Source organism: Neolewinella marina, from assembly GCF_002631205.1.
GTDB classification, from domain to species: Bacteria; Bacteroidota; Bacteroidia; order Chitinophagales; family Saprospiraceae; genus Neolewinella; species Neolewinella marina.
In genome coordinates, this window is sequence record NZ_PDLO01000013.1 from 22,919 (window position 1) to 42,026 (window position 19,108).

Here is a 19,108-nt window from a genome sequence, read left to right on the forward strand (position 1 = left end):
GCCTAAACCTTACTTTCGATGGCCTTCCCCCCGGCCCATATGTCTGAACTACCTGCCCCGCTATGGCTGATCCCACTTACCGCATTCCCGCCGCTACCCGTATCGGGCACGTCCACCTGAAGGTAGCCGATTTGGAGCGGGCCCTCGGCTTCTACTGCGGCCTGCTGGGGTTCGAGGAGACCACCCGCTATGGCAGCCAGGCCGCCTTCATCTCCGCCGGCGGCTACCACCACCACATCGGGCTCAATACCTGGCAAAGCCTCGGCGCGCCCCCGGCCCCGAAACGGGGCGTCGGACTGTTCCACACGGCCATCCTTTATCCGGAACGCCGCGACCTGGCCCGGGCCCTGCAGCGGTTGCGGGAGGCGGACTACCCCCTGACCGGCGCGGCCGACCACGGCGTGAGCGAGGCAATCTACCTGGACGATCCGGACGGTAACGGGGTGGAGCTGTACTGGGACCGCCCCCGTGAGGAATGGCCCCAATCTCCCGACGGCGGCATCGAGATGTTCACCCGCCACCTGGACCTGGAAGCCCTGCTCCGCGAGCAGTAGCAACAAAAAAAACAGGCCCCCCGGTCAAGAAACCGGAGGGCCAGGATTAATACTGAGAGAACGCGGTCTTACTGTTTACGGAGCTTGACCGTAAACTGTCCCCGGGCCGTGGAAACCAAGGCTACGTAGAGGCCGGGGCGGAGGTCGCCCATGGGCAGGGTGTACTGCTCTCCTCCGGGGCGGTGCTCTCCGATCAGGCGGCCGGTGGCGTCGAACAGCAGCAGGGATTCCATCCGCACCGGAGCGGTGATGATGGCCTGGTCGGTTACCGGATTGGGGTAAGCCGACAGGATGCCCATTTCGGGCCGCTCGTTGGCTACCGTCGCGGCATTGTAGAAGTAGATGTTGTCGAGGTAGATCGCTCCGGTGCCGGTGGGCAGGGCGGAGATGATGAACTGGTTGACGTCGGACTGATTCATGCCCGCAAAATCCGTGAGGGGAATATCAAGACGCACCCACTGCCCCTGGGTCACCTTGAAGGCGAGCTCAAACTCGGTGTCGGTCCCGTTGTCGAAGCCGTCCTTGCCGAAGTCGACCAGCTTGATGCGGAAGGTATCCAGATTGGCCGACCAGTAGTCGACGTGCAGGTGGGTCATACCGGTGAGGTCAAGGGCATTGTTGCCGGTAGTCTCAATGCCGGCAAAGTCGAGGTTGCCGTACACCTTGGTGGCGTTGCCGTCGATGGAGACCTCGGCGTAGGTGGCGCTGCTCCAGTCGGTACGCCAGGTGTCGACCGCCACGTTCGTGTAGGCTTCGCTGAAGAGGGAGATGATGTCGTTGCCCTCGTGGACGGGAGCGGGGGCCGCCGTGGTAGGCTCGTCGTCTCCGCCGCCACCGCCGTTGCTTTCACCGCCGAAGTAGACATCGTCCCAGTAGTAGGTAGCGGCCTCGGCCGGCTGGGTGCCAAAGTTGAAGAAGATAGACATCTTGTTGTAGGCCGCGGCCAGGTTCAGGGCGGCGGTGCCCGGGGCTTCGTTGGCGAAGTCGAAGACCAGGGTTTCCCACTCCATGGCCTTGGTGGTGGTGGTTTCGGTTTCCACGGTGACGGTGACATCCGCGCTGTTCTCCACCTTCAGGCGGACGGGCGTTCCGGCCGTCGGCGACCAGACCCTCACGGAGACGGTAGTGGCCTCGGCGGTGAAGGGCACGGGGTTAGCGAAGCCGGGGTCATTCGGGCTGCCGCCCTGGTCCACGGTCAGGGTGGTACCGGCCCAGGTTTCCGCCCCGGCCGTTTTCGTGGTTTCGGCTACGTGGTTCTCCTCATCGGTTGGGTCGGTGACCACCTGGGAGACGGCGCCGCCGAAGTCGACGAGGCCGTAGGTGACGTCCTCATCCTCGAAGGTGACGGGCAGGTCGAGGGGGGTGCCGCCGCCGGTTTCACTCCGGTAGAAGAAGATGTTGTCCAAATACACCTTGCTGCTGCCCACGGGCAGGCTGGAGATGATGAACTGGCTGATGTCGTCCTTGTTGAGGCCGGCAAAGCTGGCCAGGGGGTAGTCCACGCTCACCCACTGCCCGCGGGGCAGGTCGCGGGCGATCTCCGCGTCGGTATCGTTGCCGCCATCGAATCCGTCGCCGCCGAAGTCGACCAGTTTCACGCGGAAAGTGGTGCTGTTGGGCGACCAGAAGTCGAAGTGCAGGTGGGTCATGCCGGCGGCCATCAGGTCGAGGGCGTTCTCGCCGGTCATTTCAATGCCCGCGAAGTCGAGGTCGTAGTACACCTTCACGGCGCTTTCGGCGATGACCGTATCCTTCAGTTTGGCCGAACTCCATTCCGTCAGCCAGGTATCCACGCTCACGTCGGTATAGGCATCGCTGAAGAGGGAAACGACGGTGGAGGCGTCCCGCGTCGGGGTCGGGGCGGCCACGATGGGGGCCGACAGTTCCGCGGCGGCCTCTCCCTGGTAGAAGAAGATGTTGTCGAGGAAGACCACGCTGCTGCCGGCCGGCAGGCTGGAGATGATGAACTGGTTGATGTCCGACATATTCATGCCGGAAAACTCCGTCAGGGGGAGGTCCAGGCTCATCCATTCGCCCTGGGTCACGGCCCGGACCACTTCCTTTTCGGTGTCGGTCCCGTTGTCGAAACCGTCGCCGCCGAAGTCGACCAGCTTCACGCGGAAGGTGGTGCTGTTGGCCGACCACAGGTCGAGGTGGAGGTGGGTCATGCCGGCGGCCATCAGGTCGAGGGCGTTCTCGCCGGTCATTTCGATGCCAGCGAAGTCGAGGTTCTCGTAGACGCGGACGTAGTTGTCGCCGATGAGCACTTCACTGGCGTCGGCCATGCTCCAGTCGGTGCGCCAGGTGTCGACCGTCACGTCGGTGTAGGCGTCACTGTAGAGGGAAATCACCTTCGCGGCCTCCACCGTGGGAGTGGGTGGGGCCGTCGTGGGCCCCTGGGCGGCCAGCAGGCCGGAGGCGAGGATGAGGATCAGAGTGTAAATGTGTTGCATAGGATCTGTTTTAAGCTTCGTTGATTTGAAAGGTTATTCCGGGGCGTATACCCGGACGTAGTCGATGATGTACTCCTGGGGGAAGATGGAATCGTCCACCCCGGGGCCGCCGAAGTTGCCGCCGATGGCCAGGTTGATCAGGATGTAAAAGGGCTGGTCGAAGGGCCATACGTCCTCGTTCCGCTCCTCGGGGTCGTAGGTGTACACCAGCTGGTCGTCGACGAAGAAGGAGATCTCATCGGCGGTCCATTCGGCGGCGTAGCGGTGGAAGCCCTCCTCGATGTCCGCGAAGCGGCTCTTCTTGGTACTGGCGGTAGCCCCGTGGGTGGCCGGGGTGTGCAGGGAGGTGAACACCTCGCCGGGCTCACGGCCTACGTATTCCAGGATGTCGATCTCGCCGCAGCGGGGCCAGCCCACCGAATCGATGTTCTTCCCCAGCATCCAGAAGGCGGGCCACAGGCCCTCACCCACCGGTAGCTTGGCGCGGGTTTCGATGCGGCCGTACTGGAAGGCGTGCTTGTTCTTGGTCGTGATGCGGGTCGAGGTGTAGCCCTCTCCTTCCTTGCGGGCGGTGATCACGAGGTGGCCGTCCTCAAGCCGGTGGTTGTCGCGGGTATAGTGCTGCCGCTCGGCGTTGCCCCAGCCGCAGAGGTTCGGGCAGCCGTCGCCGAGTTCGTAGTTCCAGGCCGTGGTATCGAGGGCCTCTCCGTTGAACTCATCCGACCAGACCAGCTCCCGGTCCGGAGCGGCGGGTGAAGGGGTGGTGATCGGGCTGTTTGCCTCGGCCTGAAAGCAGCCGGACAGGCCAAATGCCGCCAGGGAGAGGATAGAAATGGAAAGTTTCATCTGAGCTTATTGGTATACGCGTACATAGTCCACCTCCATGGTGGACTGCTGGAAATCCGCGTCGATATTGCCTCCGAAGTTGCCACCCATGGCGACGTTGAAGATGAGGAAGAAGTCCTTGTTGAAGGGCAGTCCGGCGCGGTTGCTGAAGGTATGGTAGAGGTTATCGTCCACGTAGAAGCGGATGGTGTTTTCCGACCAGATGGCCTTGTACACGTGGAATTCAGTGGAGGCCGTTTCCACCACCGTGCTCTCGGTCACGGCGTTGCCCCCGGAGTTGCCGGGGAAGTGGAGGGAGGAGAAGACACGGTTCTGCTGGTTGCCCACGTGCTCCATGATGTCGATCTCGCCGCAGGCGGGCCAGGTGTTCGTCTGGTAGTCGGCGCCGAGCATCCACAGGGCGGGCCAGGTGCCGCCGCCGGAGGGGAGCTTGGCGCGGATCTCGATGCGGCCGTAGGTGAACTCGAATTTGTCCTCCGTAACGATGCGCGAGGAGGTAAAGTCCGAGCCGCGGTAGTTCTCCCGCTGGGCCGTGATCTTGAGCGTACCGTCGGATACGCTGATGTTTTCGGGGCGGTTGGTGTAGTACTGCGACTCGTTGTTGCCCCAGCCGTCGGTGCCCGTGCCGGTGTTGTAGCTCCAGGAGGTGTCGGCCAGTGCGGTGCCATCGAATTCATCCGCCCAGACGAGCTGGTTGAATTCCGGTTCCTCACCGCCGCCACCCTGGACGGGCTTCGTGGAGGTGAAGATGTGGTACCAGGCCAGGCCGGCGTTGTTGCCCTGCACGGCCCGCACCACGAGACGGTTTTCGGTGAGTGAAAGGATCTCGTACCGCGAGGTGCCAATGTAGTAGCTCATGAAGCCGCCATCGGTGAAGTTGAGCACCGTGCCGCGGGTCTGTCCGGGGATGCCGTTGGCCGCCACTACCGACTCCGAGGGGGAGAGGGTGACTAGCTGGGGCTCGTCCTTTACGTCGAATTCGTAGCAAAAGTCGTAGCCCTGGCTACCGCCGGCCACGTCCTGGTAGGCGGCGTTGAAGTAGGTGAGGCCGAAGTTGTTCAGCTCGTAGTAGAGCTGGTCGCCCTGGCGGCTGAAGACCAGTTCGTCTTCGTAGAGGCACTGGCTCTCTCCGGCGCCGTCTTTCTCGAAGGGGGCGGCCTGGTAGTAGTTGGCGAAGTAGTTCTTGGTGGCGTCGCCGTCGTTCTGACCTACGCCCAGTTGGCCGGGCTCGTCGGCGGCCCAGTACCAGGTCTTGGTCCCGTCGCCGGTCAGCAGCCGCAGGGCCTCGGCGTCGCTGAAGGTGCTCTCCACGGTCACTTCGGTGGTGGCGGTGGTGGCCACGCCCCCGGTTCCGGAGGCCACTACGGTCACTTCATAGTTTTGTACGCCCACCTGGGTAAAGCGCTTGGTGAGCTGGCCGCTGGGGGCCACTTCCTGGGTGCCGTCGCTGAAGACGAATTTGTAGGTGATGGCGTCCTCGGCGGTGGCGGTGAAGATCACCACCCCGCTGCCGTCGCCGTTCGGGGTATCGGCGGTTTGCCCTACCACGGTGGCCTCGATCTGGAGGTTCCGGGGTGCCCGGATGTCGCCGAAGGCGTATTCTTCCTGGTTGCAGGCGGTCAGGCCCAGGGCCAGCAGCAACAGTAGGTATTGGAATTTCATGCTTGAATTTTTCTGGATGGAAAAAGCTTCCGGGGCGCGGACGCGGGTGCCGGCCGCGCCCCGGGTGCCGGGGGGAAGGGCTACTGCGTCAGCCGGATGTCGTCGAAGTAGTAGTCGGTGCCCGTGCCGGCGGTTCCGAAGTCGAAAAAGAGGACCACCTTGGAGTAGTCGCGGCTCAGGTCGGCGCCGCTGAGGTCGAAGGTGAGCTCCTCCCACTGGTTGGCTACCGTGGTGTTGGCGGTCGCCTCGAGGAAGACGTTGCCGTCGGTTCCGTTCTCGAGCTTGAAGAGGACGGGGATGTTCGCCCGGGGCGACCACACCTTCACCCGGGCGGTCTGCCGGCCGGCGAAGTCGATCGGTCGGGAAAGGGCGATCACCGCGCCGGCCCATACTTCGGATCCTTGTCCCTTGTTGAGCTTGACCACCCGGTTGCTGGGGTTGAGGCCGCTGGCGTCGGGGTTGTCGATCACCTCGGCCGATGCTCCGCCGAAGCCGCTGAAAGGGTAGGTCTGATCGGTCGACTCGAAGGTCAGGGGCAGCACCAACTCGGTGGGCTCGCTGCCCCCCGCCAGGCGGATGTCGTCGAAGTAGTAGTCGGCGCCGGTGCCGGCGGTTCCGAAGTCGAAGAAGAGGACCACCTTGGCGTAGTCGCGGCTCAGGTCCGCACCGCTGAGGTCGAAGGTGAGCTCCTCCCACTGGTTGGCTACCGTAGTGTTGACCGTCACTTCGAGGAAGATGTCGGGATTATCGGCGTTCTCCAGCTTCAGGAGGACCGGGATGCCGGCCTGGGGCGACCACACCTTGACGGCGATCTGGTTGCCGGCCGTGAAGTCGATGGGGCGGGGCAGCTGCAGCACCGCGCCGGCCCATACTTCCGAACCTTCGCTCTTGTTGAGCTTGCCTACCCGGCCGCTGATATTGAGGCCCCTGGCGTCGGGGTTGTCGACGATCTCCGCCGTGGCGCCGCCGAAGCCGATCCACTCGTAGGTTAGGTCGGTTGATTCGAAGGTCAACGGCAGGCTCACCTCGGGGCGCCCGCCGGTGAGGGCCACCTCGTCGAAGTAGTAGTCGGCGCCGGTACCGGCCGTGCCGAAGTCGAAGAAGAGGACCAGCTTGGAGTAGCTCTGGCCAAGGTCGGCCCCGCTGAAGTCAAAGGTGAGCTCCTCCCACTGGTCGGCTACGGTGGTGTTGACCGTCACCTCGGCGAAGATGTCGCCGTCGGTGGCGTTCTCCAGCTTGAGCAGGACGGAGATGCCGGCCTGCGGCGACCAGACCTTCATGCTCAGTTGCTGCGTCTCGCTGAAGTCGATGGGCGCACCAAGCTCAAATACCGTACCGGCCCACACCTCCGATCCCTGGCTTTTGGTGAGTTTGCCTACCCGGGCGCTGGTATTGATGCCACTGGCGTCGGGGTTGTCGACCACCTCGGCGGTGGCTCCGCCAAAGCCGATGAAGGTGTAGGTCTTGGTGGGATCCTCAAAGGTGAGGGGCAGTAGCACGGGGTTGTCGATGGTTACCGTCACGGTGTCCTCCACCCGCGCGGAACCGCCGCTGAGGGCCGCTACCCGTACCTCGTAGGTGCCCGTGGCGGCGTATTCGTGGCTGACGGTTTCCCCCTCCTGGAAGGAAACGGGTTCCTCGTCGGGGTCTTCCCCGAAGTAGGCCAGGAAATTGGTCTCAAGATCGGCCGTGGCGCTTACGTCGATCGACAGGGGGTTGCCCGGGGTGGGCACCACCGTGACCTCCAGGTTTTCGGGGGCCTGGAAGCTTACGGTCAGCTCTTCGCTATAGGAGGTGGTCTCTCCGTTGATGTTCATGGCTTCCAGGGAGACGGTGTACACGCCCTCGGGATAGACGTGGGTGATGGACGCTCCCGGGGCCAGGGTGACGGGGGCGGAGCCGCCGTCGCCGAAGTCGACGGAGAAGGAGGTTACCCCCCGCCCGCCGGGGCGGATGGTGGTGGTACCGGTATTGTCGGGGGTAATGGAAAAGTCCAGGGAAAGCTCGCTGGGCGCCTCGGCGTCTTCCAGGGCCGGCAGGAACATCTCATCATTGCACCCGCTGACGAGCACGAAGAGAAAAAGGAAGTAAAGGATGGTGGTTGGTTGCATCACTGTAGATTTTGGCGGCCGGATCAGTAGCCGGGGTTCTGCACCCAGTTGCCGTTGGAAAACTGAATCTCTTGGAAGGGGACCGGGAACAGCTCGTGCTTGCCGGTCTGGAAACCCTCGATGGCGTCGGCGGCGCGGCCGGTGCGGACCAGGTCGAAGAAGCGGTGGCCTTCGCCCAGCAGCTCGAGGCGGCGTTCCCGCAGGATGAAGTCGCGCAGGGCATCACCGGAGGCGCTGATGTCGTGGTCGGTGTCTCCGAAGGCGCGGCGGCGTACCCGGTTGAGGTACTCCCGCGCCAGCTCGTCCTGACCGATGGCGTTCAGGGCCTCGGCGGCCATCAGCAGTACGTCGGCGTAGCGGATGGCGCGGTAATTGTTGGGGTTGGTCAGGTTCTGGTCGCCGATGTTGCTGTCGCCCTTGCGGGCCAGGTACTTGCGGTTGAAGTAGCCGGTATGCTCGTAGCCGGTGCCGTAGGTGGCCCCCGTTTGCTGGGCCCAGTCCTCGATATCGAGAATGGCCACTTCGCGGCGGGCGTCGCCGGGTTCGTAGGCCTCGTAGGCCTCCTGGGTGGGGACGTTGAAGCTGAAGCCGCCGTCGAAGACCGGTCCGGCGTAGTTGCGGATGCCGTTAAAGCCTACTGCCACGTTGCCCTCGCTGCACTGGAGGCAGCCGAATCCGGCGCCCTCGGCGTCGGTGTACTGGACTTCAAAGATGGAGCCCGGACCGTTCTCTCCGGACTGCTCGAAGATGCCGTCGTAGTCCTCGGGCAGGCTGTAGTTGCCGGCGTTGATCACCGCCTGCAGCACTTCGGCGGCGGCGGCGTACTCCTCTTGGTAGAGGTAGGCCTTGCCGAGCAGGGCCTGGGCGGCAGCCCGCGGGGCCCGGCCCACCTGGGGCGCGGTTACGGCCAGGTCGGGAATGGCGGCCAGCAGGTCCGCCTCGATGGCGGCGTAGACCTCTGAGACGGGGGCGCGGGGGATGGTGGTCTCGTCGCCCAGGCTGAAACGGGCATCGGTCTTCAGGGGGATGGGCCCGAACCACTTTACCAGTTCAAAATTGTAGTAGGCCCGGAGGAAGCGCGCCTCGGCCAGGATCTGCTCCTTGCCGGGGAAGTCAATCTTGTCCTGGAATTCCAGGATGTAGCTGGCGCGGTTCACCCCGGCGAACATCCAGTCCCAGATGTTATCGAGCTGGTCGTTGACCGGGGTGTGGATCATGTCGTCCACCTGCTGGATGCCGATCACGTCGGTTGCGCTCTCGCCGCCGGCCAGTGTGTTGTCGGAGGCGATTTCCCCCAGCATCACGTTCAGGTAGGTGGGCTGCAGCAGGTCGTAGGCCCCGATGAGGGCTTTCTCGTAGTCGGAGGGGGTGTTGAAGTAGTTCTCCGAGTCGATGGAGTAGACCGGGTCGCGGCCGATGAACTCGTCCTCACAGGCCGTAAGGGGAAGGGCAAGTAGCGCCCAGAGGATATATTTCACTTGCTTGTGGTGCATGGTGGTCGGGGTTAGAGGCTGAGGTTGGCGCCGATGAGGAAGGAGCGGGCGATGGGGTAGAAGCCGAAGTCGATACCGCCGCCCAGGGGGGAGCCGCTGGAGGCGGCCGGGTCGTAGCCCAGGTAGTCGGAGGCGGTCAGCAGGTTGTTGCCGCTGAAGTAGACCCGCAGGCTGCTGCCCTCCCGGCCGGCGATGGGCAGGGGCAGGGTGTAGCCGAGGGTAATGGTCTGCAGGCGCAGGAAGGAACCGTCCTCCACGAAGAAGTCGGAAAACACCCGGTTGGAGGTAGCGGCGGTGGTTACCCGCGGCACTTCGTTGGTGGAGCCGGGGCCGGTCCACCGCTGCAGGTAGTAGTCGAGGCGGTTCACGTCGGAAAGGGCGCGCTCGTAGTTGCGCACGATTTCGTTGCCCAGGGAGGCAAAGGCGTAGGCCGTGAAGTCGAAACGGCGGAATTCCAGCTGGGTGTTGAAGCCCATGGTCACGTTGGCGATCGGGTCGCCGAGGTAGGTGCGGTCGTTGGGGTCGATTACGCCGTCGCCGTTCACGTCGACGTAGCGCAGGTCGCCGGGCTGGGCGGCGGCGCCCAGGGCAATCTGGCTGGGCGCGCCCTCGATCTCGTCGGCGCTCTGGAAGATGCCGGCGGTGCGGTAGCCGTAGAAATAGCCGATGGGCAGCCCCACTTCCATGCGGGAGGGCGCCAGCTGGCCAACGCCGAAGGAGCCCCCTTCGATGAAGCCCGTGCCGTTGTTGACCTCCAGCACCTCGTTGTCGAGGGTGGTGAAGTTGTAGCTCAGGCTGAGCCGCCAGTCGTTGTTCAGCCGCTGCCGGTAGTTGAGGGCCAGCTCCAGTCCCTGGTTGCGCACGGCCCCGGCATTGACGGTGGGCGAGGCGCTGCCGGGGGCGGCCGTGCCTACGATACCGGAGACGGGAATGTTGCTGATCAGGAGGTTGTCGCGGGTATTGATGAAGTAGTCGGCCGTGACGTTCAGCTTGTAATCCAGCAGGCTCAGGTCGAAACCGGCGTTGAATTTCTTGGCTTCCTCCCACTGCAGGGCGGGGTTGGGCAGGGCCCCGATGGCGGTGCCGTTCACGAGCACCCCGTCGAAGACGTAGGTGGCCTCCCCGCTCAGGCTACCGATGTAGCCGTTGTTCAGGATCTGGTCGTTGCCCAGGATACCGTAGCTGATGCGCAGCTTCAGGAGGTCGACCGGGCTGGCCTCCCCGAGGCTGCCTTCCTCCACGGCGATGTAGCCGGCGGTGAAGGAGGGGAAGAGCGCCGCCCGGTTCTGGGGACCAAACTTGGTGGAGGCGTCGCGCCGCAGCATGGCGGTCAGGAAATAACGCTCGGCGTAGTTGTACTGCACCCGCCCGAAGTAGGACAGCCGCCGCTCGTCGTAGGAGTAGGACCCCACGTCGCGGGCGCCTTCCGGACTGGTGCCGGTAGCCAGGCTGATGTCGGCAAATTCAAAGGCGTTGTTCGGTACGTCGTAACCGGTGGCGAACAGACCGTTGCCCAGTTCCCGGAATATGGTGGTGCCGGCCGTGGCGGTCAGATGGTGGTTGCCGCCGAAGGCCTTGTCGTAGGTGCCGTAAAGGTCCAGGGAGTAGTTGTTGTCGTTGATGGCGTTCTGGTTGACGCTGCTGCGGGTGACGTCGAACACCTTGCCGCCGTAGCTCACCTGGCGGTTGAAGTTGCGCCCTTCGCTGTTGGCGGTGTTGAAGCCGACGCGGCCGGTGAGGGTCAGGGCGTCGACGACGTTCCAGTCCAGGGTGGCCTGTCCGTTAAGCTTGTTCAGGCCGTAGTCGTTGAAGGTGTTGGCGATCTGGGCGGCGGGGTTGATGACCTCGATGCCAAGGCCGGTGGTACTCGGGACGAGGCTGAACTCGCCGTCCGCGTCGCGCACCGCCAGGGTGGGCGGGGCGTTGAGGGCGTTGAAGAGGACGGAGCCGAGGCCGTTCTCGCTCAGCGAGCGGCGGTCGATGTGGGTGTAGATCGCGTTGGTGGTCAGCTTGAGGCGGCTGGTGAGGTCCAGGCCCAGTGATACCCGGGCGGTGCTGCGGGAGAAGTCGGACTTGTCGCCACCGATGATGCCTTCCTGGTTGAGCAGGGAGCCGCCGATGGAGTAGGTGACCCGGTCACTGCCGCCCGAGACGGTCACGTCGTGGTTCATGATGGGCGCGTTGCCAAAGACTTCCGCCTGGTAGTCGGTGCCGAAGCCCAGGCCGGAGGCGTCGGGGTAGGGGAGGGGCTCACCGCCGGCGGCGTAGGCCTCGTTGAGCAGCAGGGCGTACTCAGTGGCGTTGAGCAGGTTCAGGGAACGCGAGCTTTCCTGGGTGCCTACGTAGGTGTTGTAGCTCAGGCGGGCGGGCTGGTTCTTTTTGCCGGTCTTGGTGGTGACCAGGATGACGCCGTTGGCGCCGATGGTGCCGTAGACGGCCGCCTGGGCATCCTTGAGGACGGTGATGGTCTCAATGTCCGAGGGGTTGAGGGTACCCAGGTCGCCCTGGTAGCCGTCGATGATCACCAGGGGGGCGTTTTGCCCGTTGGTGGACACCCCGCGGATCCGGATGTTGAGGCCCGCGCCGGGGGCGCCCGACTGGGTGGTCACGTTGACCCCGGCCACGGTGCCCTGCAGGGCCTGCTCGATCTTGATGGGCTTGAGGTCGGTGATGGTCTCCGAATCCACCGTGGAAACGGCGCCGGTCACGTTCCGCTTCTGCTGAGTGCCGTAGCCGATTACCACCACCTCGTCGAGGGCCTGGACGTCGGGGGAAAGGGCGATGTTCAGGGGGCTGTTGTCCGCTACCGTTATGGTGGTGGGTTCGTAGCCGGTGTAGGTGATGCGCAGTTCCGTGCCGGCACTGACATCGGCTATACTAAAGGAACCGTCAAAATCCGTTACCGTACCCCGCACGCCGCCGGTGGAGGCGGCTTCCACTACGATTACGCTGGCGCCGATGAGGGGGTCGCCGTTGTCGGCGTCGGTGATGGTTCCGGTGGCCGTAAAGGACTGGGCGGTCAGGCCGATACTCGCGCCGCAGAGCGCGAGTAGGAGTAAAAGATATCTATGCATGAGACTTTACGTTAGGCACGACCGCCGCCGAAAAAATCGACGATAACCGGTCGCACTTTTGGTTGCCCAACAAAGCTAGGGGCGTAGGGGTGGCCCCGGAGAATGTATGACCCCTACAAAAACTCCCGACGCAACAAATGCCTGCGTAGCCTAGCAATACCGGGGGTCGTGCACGTCTTCCATCTGACAGCCAGCGAACGCTGTATAGGCGATGTATAGGTGTTGTAGGGGTGGCTACAGCCCCGCTGAGGCCGGGCTATTGCGGGGTTAGGGGCTTTTCCGCGCCGCCGCCCCGGTCAGATCTCGAGGATGTACTCCGTCAGTCCCGTATCCCGTTCCAGCCCCATCTTTTTACGCAGCCGGTACCGTTTTACTTCCACGCTGCGGGGGGAGATGTTCAGCATCGGGGCGATTTCCTTGGAGCTGAGATTGAGCCGCAGGTAGGCGCAGAGCTTGAGGTCGTTGGGCGTGAGTTCCGGGTGGCGGTCCTTCACTTTCTTGAAGAAGTCGCGGTCGGCGTTCTCGAAGGCGTCCCGGAACAACTCCCAGGTTTCGGCCTCGTCGATGTTGCGGTCGATTTGCTTGACGACTTCGCGGATGTTCTTCTGGGGGTCGCGGGCGGCCAGCAGTTCTTCCTTGATCTGCTGGAGCAGTTCGTTCTTCTTCACCAGGTTCATGGTGGAGAGGGCCGCCTCCCGGTTCTTGGCCTCGATGTCTTCCCGCAACCGCTCGTTGTTGAGGCGGGTGAGTTCGAGTTCGGCCTGCCGCTCCCGGGCGGCCAGGGCGCGGTCCTGCTCCACCTGCCACAGCCTTTGCTTGCGGCGGTAGTATCGGGTGTAGGCGCGGTGCAGCAGGAAGACGGCACCGGCCGCCCCCAGAAAGTAAAGGATCAGGGCGAGGTAGGAGGCGTACCAGGGCCGCAGAATGGTGAAGGAGTAGGTCACCGTGTTTTCTGACATCCGCCGGCCGAGCAGTGAGCGGGCTTCCAGCTGGTATTTCCCGTAGGGCAGGCCGGGGAAGTTCACCGTCATGCTTTCCTTCCATTCGCTCCAGCGGTCGTCGAGGCCACTTAACCGATACTGCAGCCGCGGCCGGAAGTATTCGCTGTAGTCCGGCACTGAAAAAGCAAACCCCAGGTTGCGCTCGCCAAAGGGGATGCGGGGCTCGCCCGTCAGCGGCAGGGCCGCCGCCGGTTGCTGCCCACCGGCGTGGGTCACCCGGGTGAGGTAGAGTTCGTGGCGCTGCAGGGGCAGGGCGGCGCGCGCCAGCATCAGGTAGCCGTCGGCGGTGCCCAGCAGCAGGGTGTCTCCCCCCAGGGGGGTGATGTTTTCGTAGCCGAGGGGGGAATCGAGGAGGTTCGCGGCCAGGGGGATGGTGACCCGGCTCAGGGATTTCGACAGCGCGCCCTGGTGAAAATATCCGAGCCCCGCCCGCGAGACGAACCAGAGCCGGTCGGCGGTGGCCGTCATGCGGCCCGAGAGGTACTCCGGCCCCGGCAGGGCTTCATTCAGCTGGGGCGACCGGCGAAAGCCCGCACGGAAGTCCTCCAGCACAAATATGCCCTCCCGCGAATAGTAATAGACGCTGTTCTGAAAGGCCACCAGACCCGCGTTCTTGCCCTTCGCCGGGGTGGGGTACTCCAGCAGTTCGGTTACGCGGCGGAAGGCGGGGTCGAACCGCAGCCCGTAGACGCCCCGGTATTCGTGGCTGACGTAGGCCTCCCGGCCGGGTCTCAGGACGAGGTAGCGGGCCGACAGGTCAAAGCCCTCGATCGAGTTGCGGAGGGCCCAGCCCCCTGGCCCCCGTTCCAGCACCGACAGCCCCCTGTAGTGGCCCTGCAGCAGCAGGTCGGGTTCGCCGGGTACCACCTGGAAGGTCCAGGTGCCCGGCAGGTCGGAGATCAGCCGGGCGCGGTCGCCCTCCACCAGGAAGGTGCCCGAATCGTGGCCGCAGAACAACTGCCCGTCGTGCACAAACAGTGACCACACCTGCCCCCGGGTGCCGGCAATGGGGGTAAACCCTCCGTTAGCGTCGCGGACGAACAGCCCCTGGTTGCTGCCGAGGTACAGCCGGCCGGCGTGGCGGGCGGAAGCGTGGACCGTCCCGAGGCGACCGCTGCGGTCAGTGTACTTCCTGACGGGGGAGGGCAGGTTGATGCAGTTGAGGCCGTGGTCGGAACCCACCCAGAGGTTGCTCTGGGCGTCCTGGAACAGCGAAAGGACGGTGTTGTTGGTCAGGCCGTTCACCTGATTAAGGTGGTGGGTGAGGCGGCCGGAGGCGTCGGTGAGGTAAACGCCGTTGGAGATCGTGCCGAAGGCGTGTCCGCCCCGCTGCAGGGCCAGGGCGCGGTAGATGCGCTTGTCGCTCAGGAAGGGGAAGCGGTCCACGGGCAGCAGGGTGGTGCCGGCGAGGCGGAAGGTGCCCGCCGCATCGGTCTGCAGGAAGAGTTCGTCGCCTTCCGCCCAGGCGTGCACCAGTTGACCGGGAGCACCACCGGGCGGGAGCAGGGTATCTACGGCGCCGCCTTCCAGGGCGTACAGCCCCCGGTCCGGGTTGGTGAAGTAGAGCTCACTCCCGACGCGGAAGGTCTTCGTTACCCCGCCGGGCGGGCGAATGGAGGTAATCTCTCCGGTGGCGGGGTGGTAGAGGAAGAACTGCTGGAGGGATTGAAAGACGAGGGCATCTCCGTAGGCCAGGATGTCCCAGAATTGCTCGTCGGGGAGCAGTTGGCCGGTCACCCCATCCGTCAGGGAGTGGTAGCACAGTCCCCCGTCGGCCTGCCGGTCCCAGTAACCGAATTCCATATAACTGCCGGTGTACACCCGGTCTTCGGCCACGTAGACGGACCGCAGTACGGATTCATTCGGGGAGGGGTAGTGGCGCCACTGGCTGCCGTTGAATTCCAGCAGTCCTTCGTTGTTGGCCACGTAGATGAACTGGCGGTCGTCCTGGCCCACCATCCAGTTCTGGCTGCCCGCTCCGTAGGTCGTGGGCGCGTAGCGGATCACCGGCGGCAGCTCCTGGGCGGCGGCGCGCAGGTGCAAGAGCGTAAGCAGGATGGCGATCAGGAAAAGACGCATGACAGGGGTACCAACGCCGGAAGGTACGCATGCGGTGCGTCAGCTGGCCGCCATACCGGTGGGCTAGAGGCTGTTCAGGGCCGAGTCCAACAGGGCGTTCAGCTGGCTGCCGTTGTAGCGCTTTATGATTTCCCGCTGGTTGTTGTTCCAGTTCAGCTTCAGGTTGGAGTCGAGGAGGTTGAGGTCCTGGAAGGCGTCGATCCGCTGGTTGGGGTACAGCAGGTAGAGGGTCTCGTAGTGCGTCTTGAGGCTGGCCAGCACCTGCTGGTAGTCCTCGCGGACGGTCAGGATGCTGTTGGTCGCCAGCTGGAGCTGCTGCTCCAGGGCGTCGATGGTCTCGATCTCGATGGCATCCGCGGAGGGGAAGTTCGAGTTGAACTCGTTGGTGGCCAGGGTGAAGTTGATGCGGTTGTTCTCGATGAAGTCGGTGGGTGACTTTTTAGTGAATCGCCGCAGCATCTGCCACTCCAGGGCTTCCAGCTCCTCGCGGAGCTTCTTGGCCAGGGAGATGTCCTGGTTGATCTTGTTCTGCAGGTCCAGGTCCTGGCCGATGTACTGCTGCAGGTGGCCGAGGTAATCCTGGTACTGGCGGTTCTTTTCGTTCAGCTGCTGGATCTTCTCCAGGACGAGGGGGTCATCGATGGGCTCGAACTGGATCTTGTTGCGCTTGTCGCTGCGCATGTAATATTGGTTCTCGTAGCGGACGATGTCCATCTCCTGCTTGGGGGTGATCTGGACGGACTGGATGCCCTCGAAGACGTTGCCGACCAGGGAGATCAGGGTGGCGAATTTGCCGCCGAGCAGGAGGTTATCCAGGGTGAGGGCCACGTCCTGGAACTTGAATTTGGAGATGTCCTGCCGCAGCCCCTGCAGCTGGGGTTTGGTGGAGGCGTCGGCTTTCGCGACCACCTCCTCGAAGTAGCGGACGAATTCCGGGGAGGTGAAGGGGTTCGAGCTGTTCGCTTTCAGGTTGGCCAGTTCCGTGCTTTCGTTGCGGTTGATGAGGTTGCTCAGGACCTGGTGGTACTGCTCGATACGCTGGAACTCCTCGATGTAGTTGGCGTTGAGCTGGCGGTGGCGGATGGGCTTGGTGGCCAGCTCGTTCTGGTAGCGCTTGCGGTTCCTGATGATGGTCAGGCCGGTAGAGGAGTAGGGGATGATCTCGACCTGTTGCACCAGGAAGTAGCCGTCCTGGGTGGAGAACTTGATCTCTACCTGGTCCACGTCGGGCTCCTGGATGATGTGGTAGATCTGCTTGTAGGCGTCGGACCGGCTGAAGCGGTAGGTCTTCTTGTTGCTTTCGATTCGGGTATTGGCCTGGATGGGGGTGATGGTGATGCTGCCCCTCACTTCCGGGGCGTCCATCCAGATGGTGGTGTCGTTCGGCGCCAGCAGGCGGGCGTAGAGGATCACCTGGCCGATGTGCTCTCCCCGGGTGGTCAGCGTGCTTACCCCGTCGATGGTGGTGGTGTAACTGCCGTCCTTGAGGCCCTCCACGTTGTTGATCACGCGGCCGAACTTGAAGTTCACCAGGTCCGGAGTTGCGGTGCCGAGGTTGAGGGTCTGCGCTTTGGACTCGTCAAAAATATCGTCCTGGGCCATCGCGCGGGGTCCGGCCAGCAGAAGGGAGAGCAACAGCAAAAACGAGAGGTAATGGTGCATCGGGGGAGGATTTGGGGAAAACGGGGCTGAGCCGGCCAGCGGCCTGTCGTAGTAAACGCCGGACCACTACCCGAAAGTACACAGCCCGCCGGCAGGATCGCAACGGCTAAACTAGGAAAAGCCGCGGAACTACCCCCTCCCCGGCGACCTGCCTCGTCCGCCGTGAAGTGGTCGGACGACTTAAGTGGTCCGACCACTACCTTAGGGGGACACAATCGATTCCGTATGCGTCTTGCGTTTTTATCCCTTTTTCTGATTTTGCTGGCCGCTCCTGTTGCCGCCCAGGTTCGGTTACCCCGTTTGCTGAGTGATGGCGTAGTGTTGCAGCGTGATACCGAGTTGAATCTCTGGGGGTGGGCCAGCCCCGGGGAGCGGGTGTCGTTGAACCTGGATGGCGCGCGATACCGGACCCGTGCCGGGGCGGATGGTAAATGGAGGATTACCCTGCCCGCCCGCCCCGCCGGTGGGCCATACGATTTGGAATTCCGCGCAACCAACCGGGTATGGCTTCGAGACGTGCTTTTCGGCGACGTGTGGCTTTGCTCGGGGCAATCGAATATGGAACTTGCCCTGGACCGGGTGCGCGATGAATATCCTGATATCGTGAACCATTATACCAACGACCGGATCCGCCAATTCCTGGTGCCGGACCGCTACGATTTCAATCGTCCCCATGACGACCTGGAAGCCGGTGCCTGGGAATCGGCCCGCCCGGAAAACCTGCCAGGGTTCACCGCGGTAGGCTTCTTCTTTGCCCGGGAGATCTACGAACGGGAGCAGGTGCCCATCGGCCTCATCAATGCCGCGCTGGGGGGCAGTCCGGTGGAATCCTGGATGAGCGAGGACGCCCTGAAGCGCTTCCCCGAGGCCTACGCCGAGATGCAGCGATTCCGGGATACGGCGATGGTAGCGGAACTCGAGGCCCGGGAACGGGCCGCCCAGGCCGAATGGCTCCGCCAGCTCAACGCTTCCGACGCCGGCCTGGAGTCCACCACCCGGTGGTCGGCCGCAAACCTCGACGAGTCAAACTGGCGCGAGATGCAGGTACCCGGCTACTGGGCCGACCAGGGCACGGGCTTGCTCAACGGTTCAGTGTGGCTCCGGCGCAGCGTGGAGGTGCCAACCGCCATGGCGGGCCGGGAGGCCAGGTTATGGCTGGGCCGGGTGGTAGACCAGGATTCCGTGTGGCTCAATGGCACTTTCATCGGTACTACCAGCTACCAGTACCCGCCCCGCAAGTACACGGTTCCGGCCGGCGAGCTCAGGGCCGGTAAGAATACCCTGGCCGTGCGGGTCATCAACGGCGGAGGCAAGGGTGGATTCGTACCCGACAAGCCCTACTTCCTGGCCGTCGGTGGCGTGGATACTATCGACCTGCGCGGTACCTGGAAGTACCGCGTCGGCGCGCCGATGGATCCCCAGCCCGGCACCACCTTCGTGCGCTGGAAGGCGGGCGGGCTGTTCAACCGGATGATCGCTCCCCTGCGGGATTTTCCGCTCAAGGGGGTGCTCTGGTACCAGGGAGAATCGAATACCGGCGACCCGGCAGGCTACGCAAAAACCTTTCCCGCCCTGATCCAGGACTGGCGGCGACAATGGGGTCACGAAGGTCTCCCGTTTCTGTTCGTTCAGTTAACCAACTTCATGGACCCCGCCCCCGGCCCCTCGGAAAGCAACTGGGCAGCCCTGCGGCAGGCCCAGTTGGAAACCCTCCGCCTGCCCCACACCGGTATGGCGGTAGCCATCGACGTGGGTGAATGGAACGACATCCACCCCCTCAACAAGGAATCGGTGGGCCACCGGCTGGCCCTCGCCGCCCGAAGGGTTGCTTACGGCGATCCGGAATCCCCCTTCAGTCCGTACCCCTCCGAAACCACCTTCTTGCCCGGGGTAGTCCGCATCACCCTCGCCGGCACCGACCAACTGACCGTTAAGGACGGCGACGACCGCCCCCGCTACTTCGAAATCTCCGGCGACGGCAAGCGCTTCGTGCGGGCCAGCGCCCGCCTCGAAGGTAACACCGTGATCGTGAGCAGTCCGGAAGTGCCGCAGCCGGTGGCCGTCCGCTATGCCTGGGCCGACAACCCCGCCGAAGCCAACCTCTATTCCGCGGAAGGGCTTCCGGTGAGCCCCTTCGAGGTGCGCAAGGATGGACAGCGGTAGATTAACCTTG

General features: G+C 63.8%; 10 protein-coding genes. 2 read left to right on the forward strand and 8 right to left on the reverse strand.

Annotated features, from left to right (window positions below; all coding sequences use genetic code 11):
* Positions 1-62 precede the first annotated feature (62 nt).
* On the forward strand, positions 63-554 hold the full coding sequence (locus tag CGL56_RS17640) for a VOC family protein (protein ID WP_099107910.1): 492 nt from the start codon (positions 63-65) through the stop codon (positions 552-554).
* Between the two features lie 68 nt (positions 555-622).
* On the opposite strand, the gene CGL56_RS17645 is transcribed toward CGL56_RS17640, so the two are convergent.
* The 8 genes from CGL56_RS17645 to CGL56_RS17680 all read right to left on the reverse strand — a co-directional run bounded on the left by CGL56_RS17645 (position 623) and on the right by CGL56_RS17680 (position 16,935).
* Entirely contained in the window at positions 623-3,007 is a 2,385-nt protein-coding gene (locus CGL56_RS17645) for a T9SS type A sorting domain-containing protein (RefSeq protein WP_099107911.1), read from the reverse strand.
* Between the two features lie 33 nt (positions 3,008-3,040).
* The gene (locus CGL56_RS17650; RefSeq protein WP_099107912.1) at positions 3,041-3,853 is read right to left on the reverse strand and encodes a glycoside hydrolase family 16 protein; all 813 of its coding nucleotides are present in this window, start codon (positions 3,851-3,853) and stop codon (positions 3,041-3,043) included.
* A 6-nt stretch (positions 3,854-3,859) separates the two neighbouring features.
* Positions 3,860-5,515: a glycoside hydrolase family 16 protein gene (locus CGL56_RS17655; protein ID WP_099107913.1), complete on the reverse strand. Its 1,656-nt coding sequence runs from the start codon at positions 5,513-5,515 to the stop codon at positions 3,860-3,862.
* 80 nt (positions 5,516-5,595) lie between these two features.
* A complete protein-coding gene (locus CGL56_RS17660) occupies positions 5,596-7,626 on the reverse strand; it encodes a PKD domain-containing protein (RefSeq protein WP_099107914.1) in 2,031 nt (676 codons plus the stop codon).
* 23 nt (positions 7,627-7,649) lie between these two features.
* Complete coding sequence (locus tag CGL56_RS17665) at positions 7,650-9,119, reverse strand: RagB/SusD family nutrient uptake outer membrane protein (protein WP_099107915.1); 1,470 nt, start codon at positions 9,117-9,119, stop codon at positions 7,650-7,652.
* An 11-nt stretch (positions 9,120-9,130) separates the two neighbouring features.
* Positions 9,131-12,193, reverse strand: coding sequence for a SusC/RagA family TonB-linked outer membrane protein (locus CGL56_RS17670; RefSeq protein WP_099107916.1), 3,063 nt, complete (start codon positions 12,191-12,193; stop codon positions 9,131-9,133).
* A gap of 296 nt (positions 12,194-12,489) precedes the next feature.
* Positions 12,490-15,273, reverse strand: a complete 2,784-nt coding sequence (locus CGL56_RS17675) for a helix-turn-helix and ligand-binding sensor domain-containing protein (protein WP_099107917.1) — start codon at positions 15,271-15,273, stop codon at positions 12,490-12,492.
* A 63-nt stretch (positions 15,274-15,336) separates the two neighbouring features.
* Positions 15,337-16,935: a hypothetical protein gene (locus CGL56_RS17680; RefSeq protein WP_143470787.1), complete on the reverse strand. Its 1,599-nt coding sequence runs from the start codon at positions 16,933-16,935 to the stop codon at positions 15,337-15,339.
* Positions 16,936-17,160: 225 nt separating this feature from the next.
* Here CGL56_RS17680 and CGL56_RS17685 point away from each other — a divergent pair, with 225 nt between their 5' ends.
* Positions 17,161-19,098 carry a sialate O-acetylesterase gene (locus CGL56_RS17685; RefSeq protein WP_099107919.1) on the forward strand — a complete coding sequence of 646 codons (1,938 nt, stop codon included), beginning with the start codon at positions 17,161-17,163 and terminating at the stop codon, positions 19,096-19,098.
* The last annotated feature ends 10 nt before the right edge of the window (positions 19,099-19,108 follow it).

Excerpts from the sequence above, each read along its gene's own strand:
- CGL56_RS17670 (WP_099107916.1), bottom strand. The coding sequence starts at position 12,193 with ATGCATAGATATCTTTTACTCCTACTCGCGCTCTGCGGCGCGAGTATC.
- CGL56_RS17675 (WP_099107917.1), bottom strand. The coding sequence starts at position 15,273 with ATGCGTCTTTTCCTGATCGCCATCCTGCTTACGCTCTTGCACCTGCGC.
- CGL56_RS17650 (WP_099107912.1), bottom strand. The coding sequence starts at position 3,853 with ATGAAACTTTCCATTTCTATCCTCTCCCTGGCGGCATTTGGCCTGTCC.
- CGL56_RS17660 (WP_099107914.1), bottom strand. The coding sequence starts at position 7,626 with ATGCAACCAACCACCATCCTTTACTTCCTTTTTCTCTTCGTGCTCGTC.
- CGL56_RS17655 (WP_099107913.1), bottom strand. The coding sequence starts at position 5,515 with ATGAAATTCCAATACCTACTGTTGCTGCTGGCCCTGGGCCTGACCGCC.
- CGL56_RS17680 (WP_143470787.1), bottom strand. The coding sequence starts at position 16,935 with ATGCACCATTACCTCTCGTTTTTGCTGTTGCTCTCCCTTCTGCTGGCC.
- CGL56_RS17645 (WP_099107911.1), bottom strand. The coding sequence starts at position 3,007 with ATGCAACACATTTACACTCTGATCCTCATCCTCGCCTCCGGCCTGCTG.
- CGL56_RS17665 (WP_099107915.1), bottom strand. The coding sequence starts at position 9,119 with ATGCACCACAAGCAAGTGAAATATATCCTCTGGGCGCTACTTGCCCTT.
- CGL56_RS17640 (WP_099107910.1), top strand. The coding sequence starts at position 63 with ATGGCTGATCCCACTTACCGCATTCCCGCCGCTACCCGTATCGGGCAC.
- CGL56_RS17685 (WP_099107919.1), top strand. The coding sequence starts at position 17,161 with ATGCGTCTTGCGTTTTTATCCCTTTTTCTGATTTTGCTGGCCGCTCCT.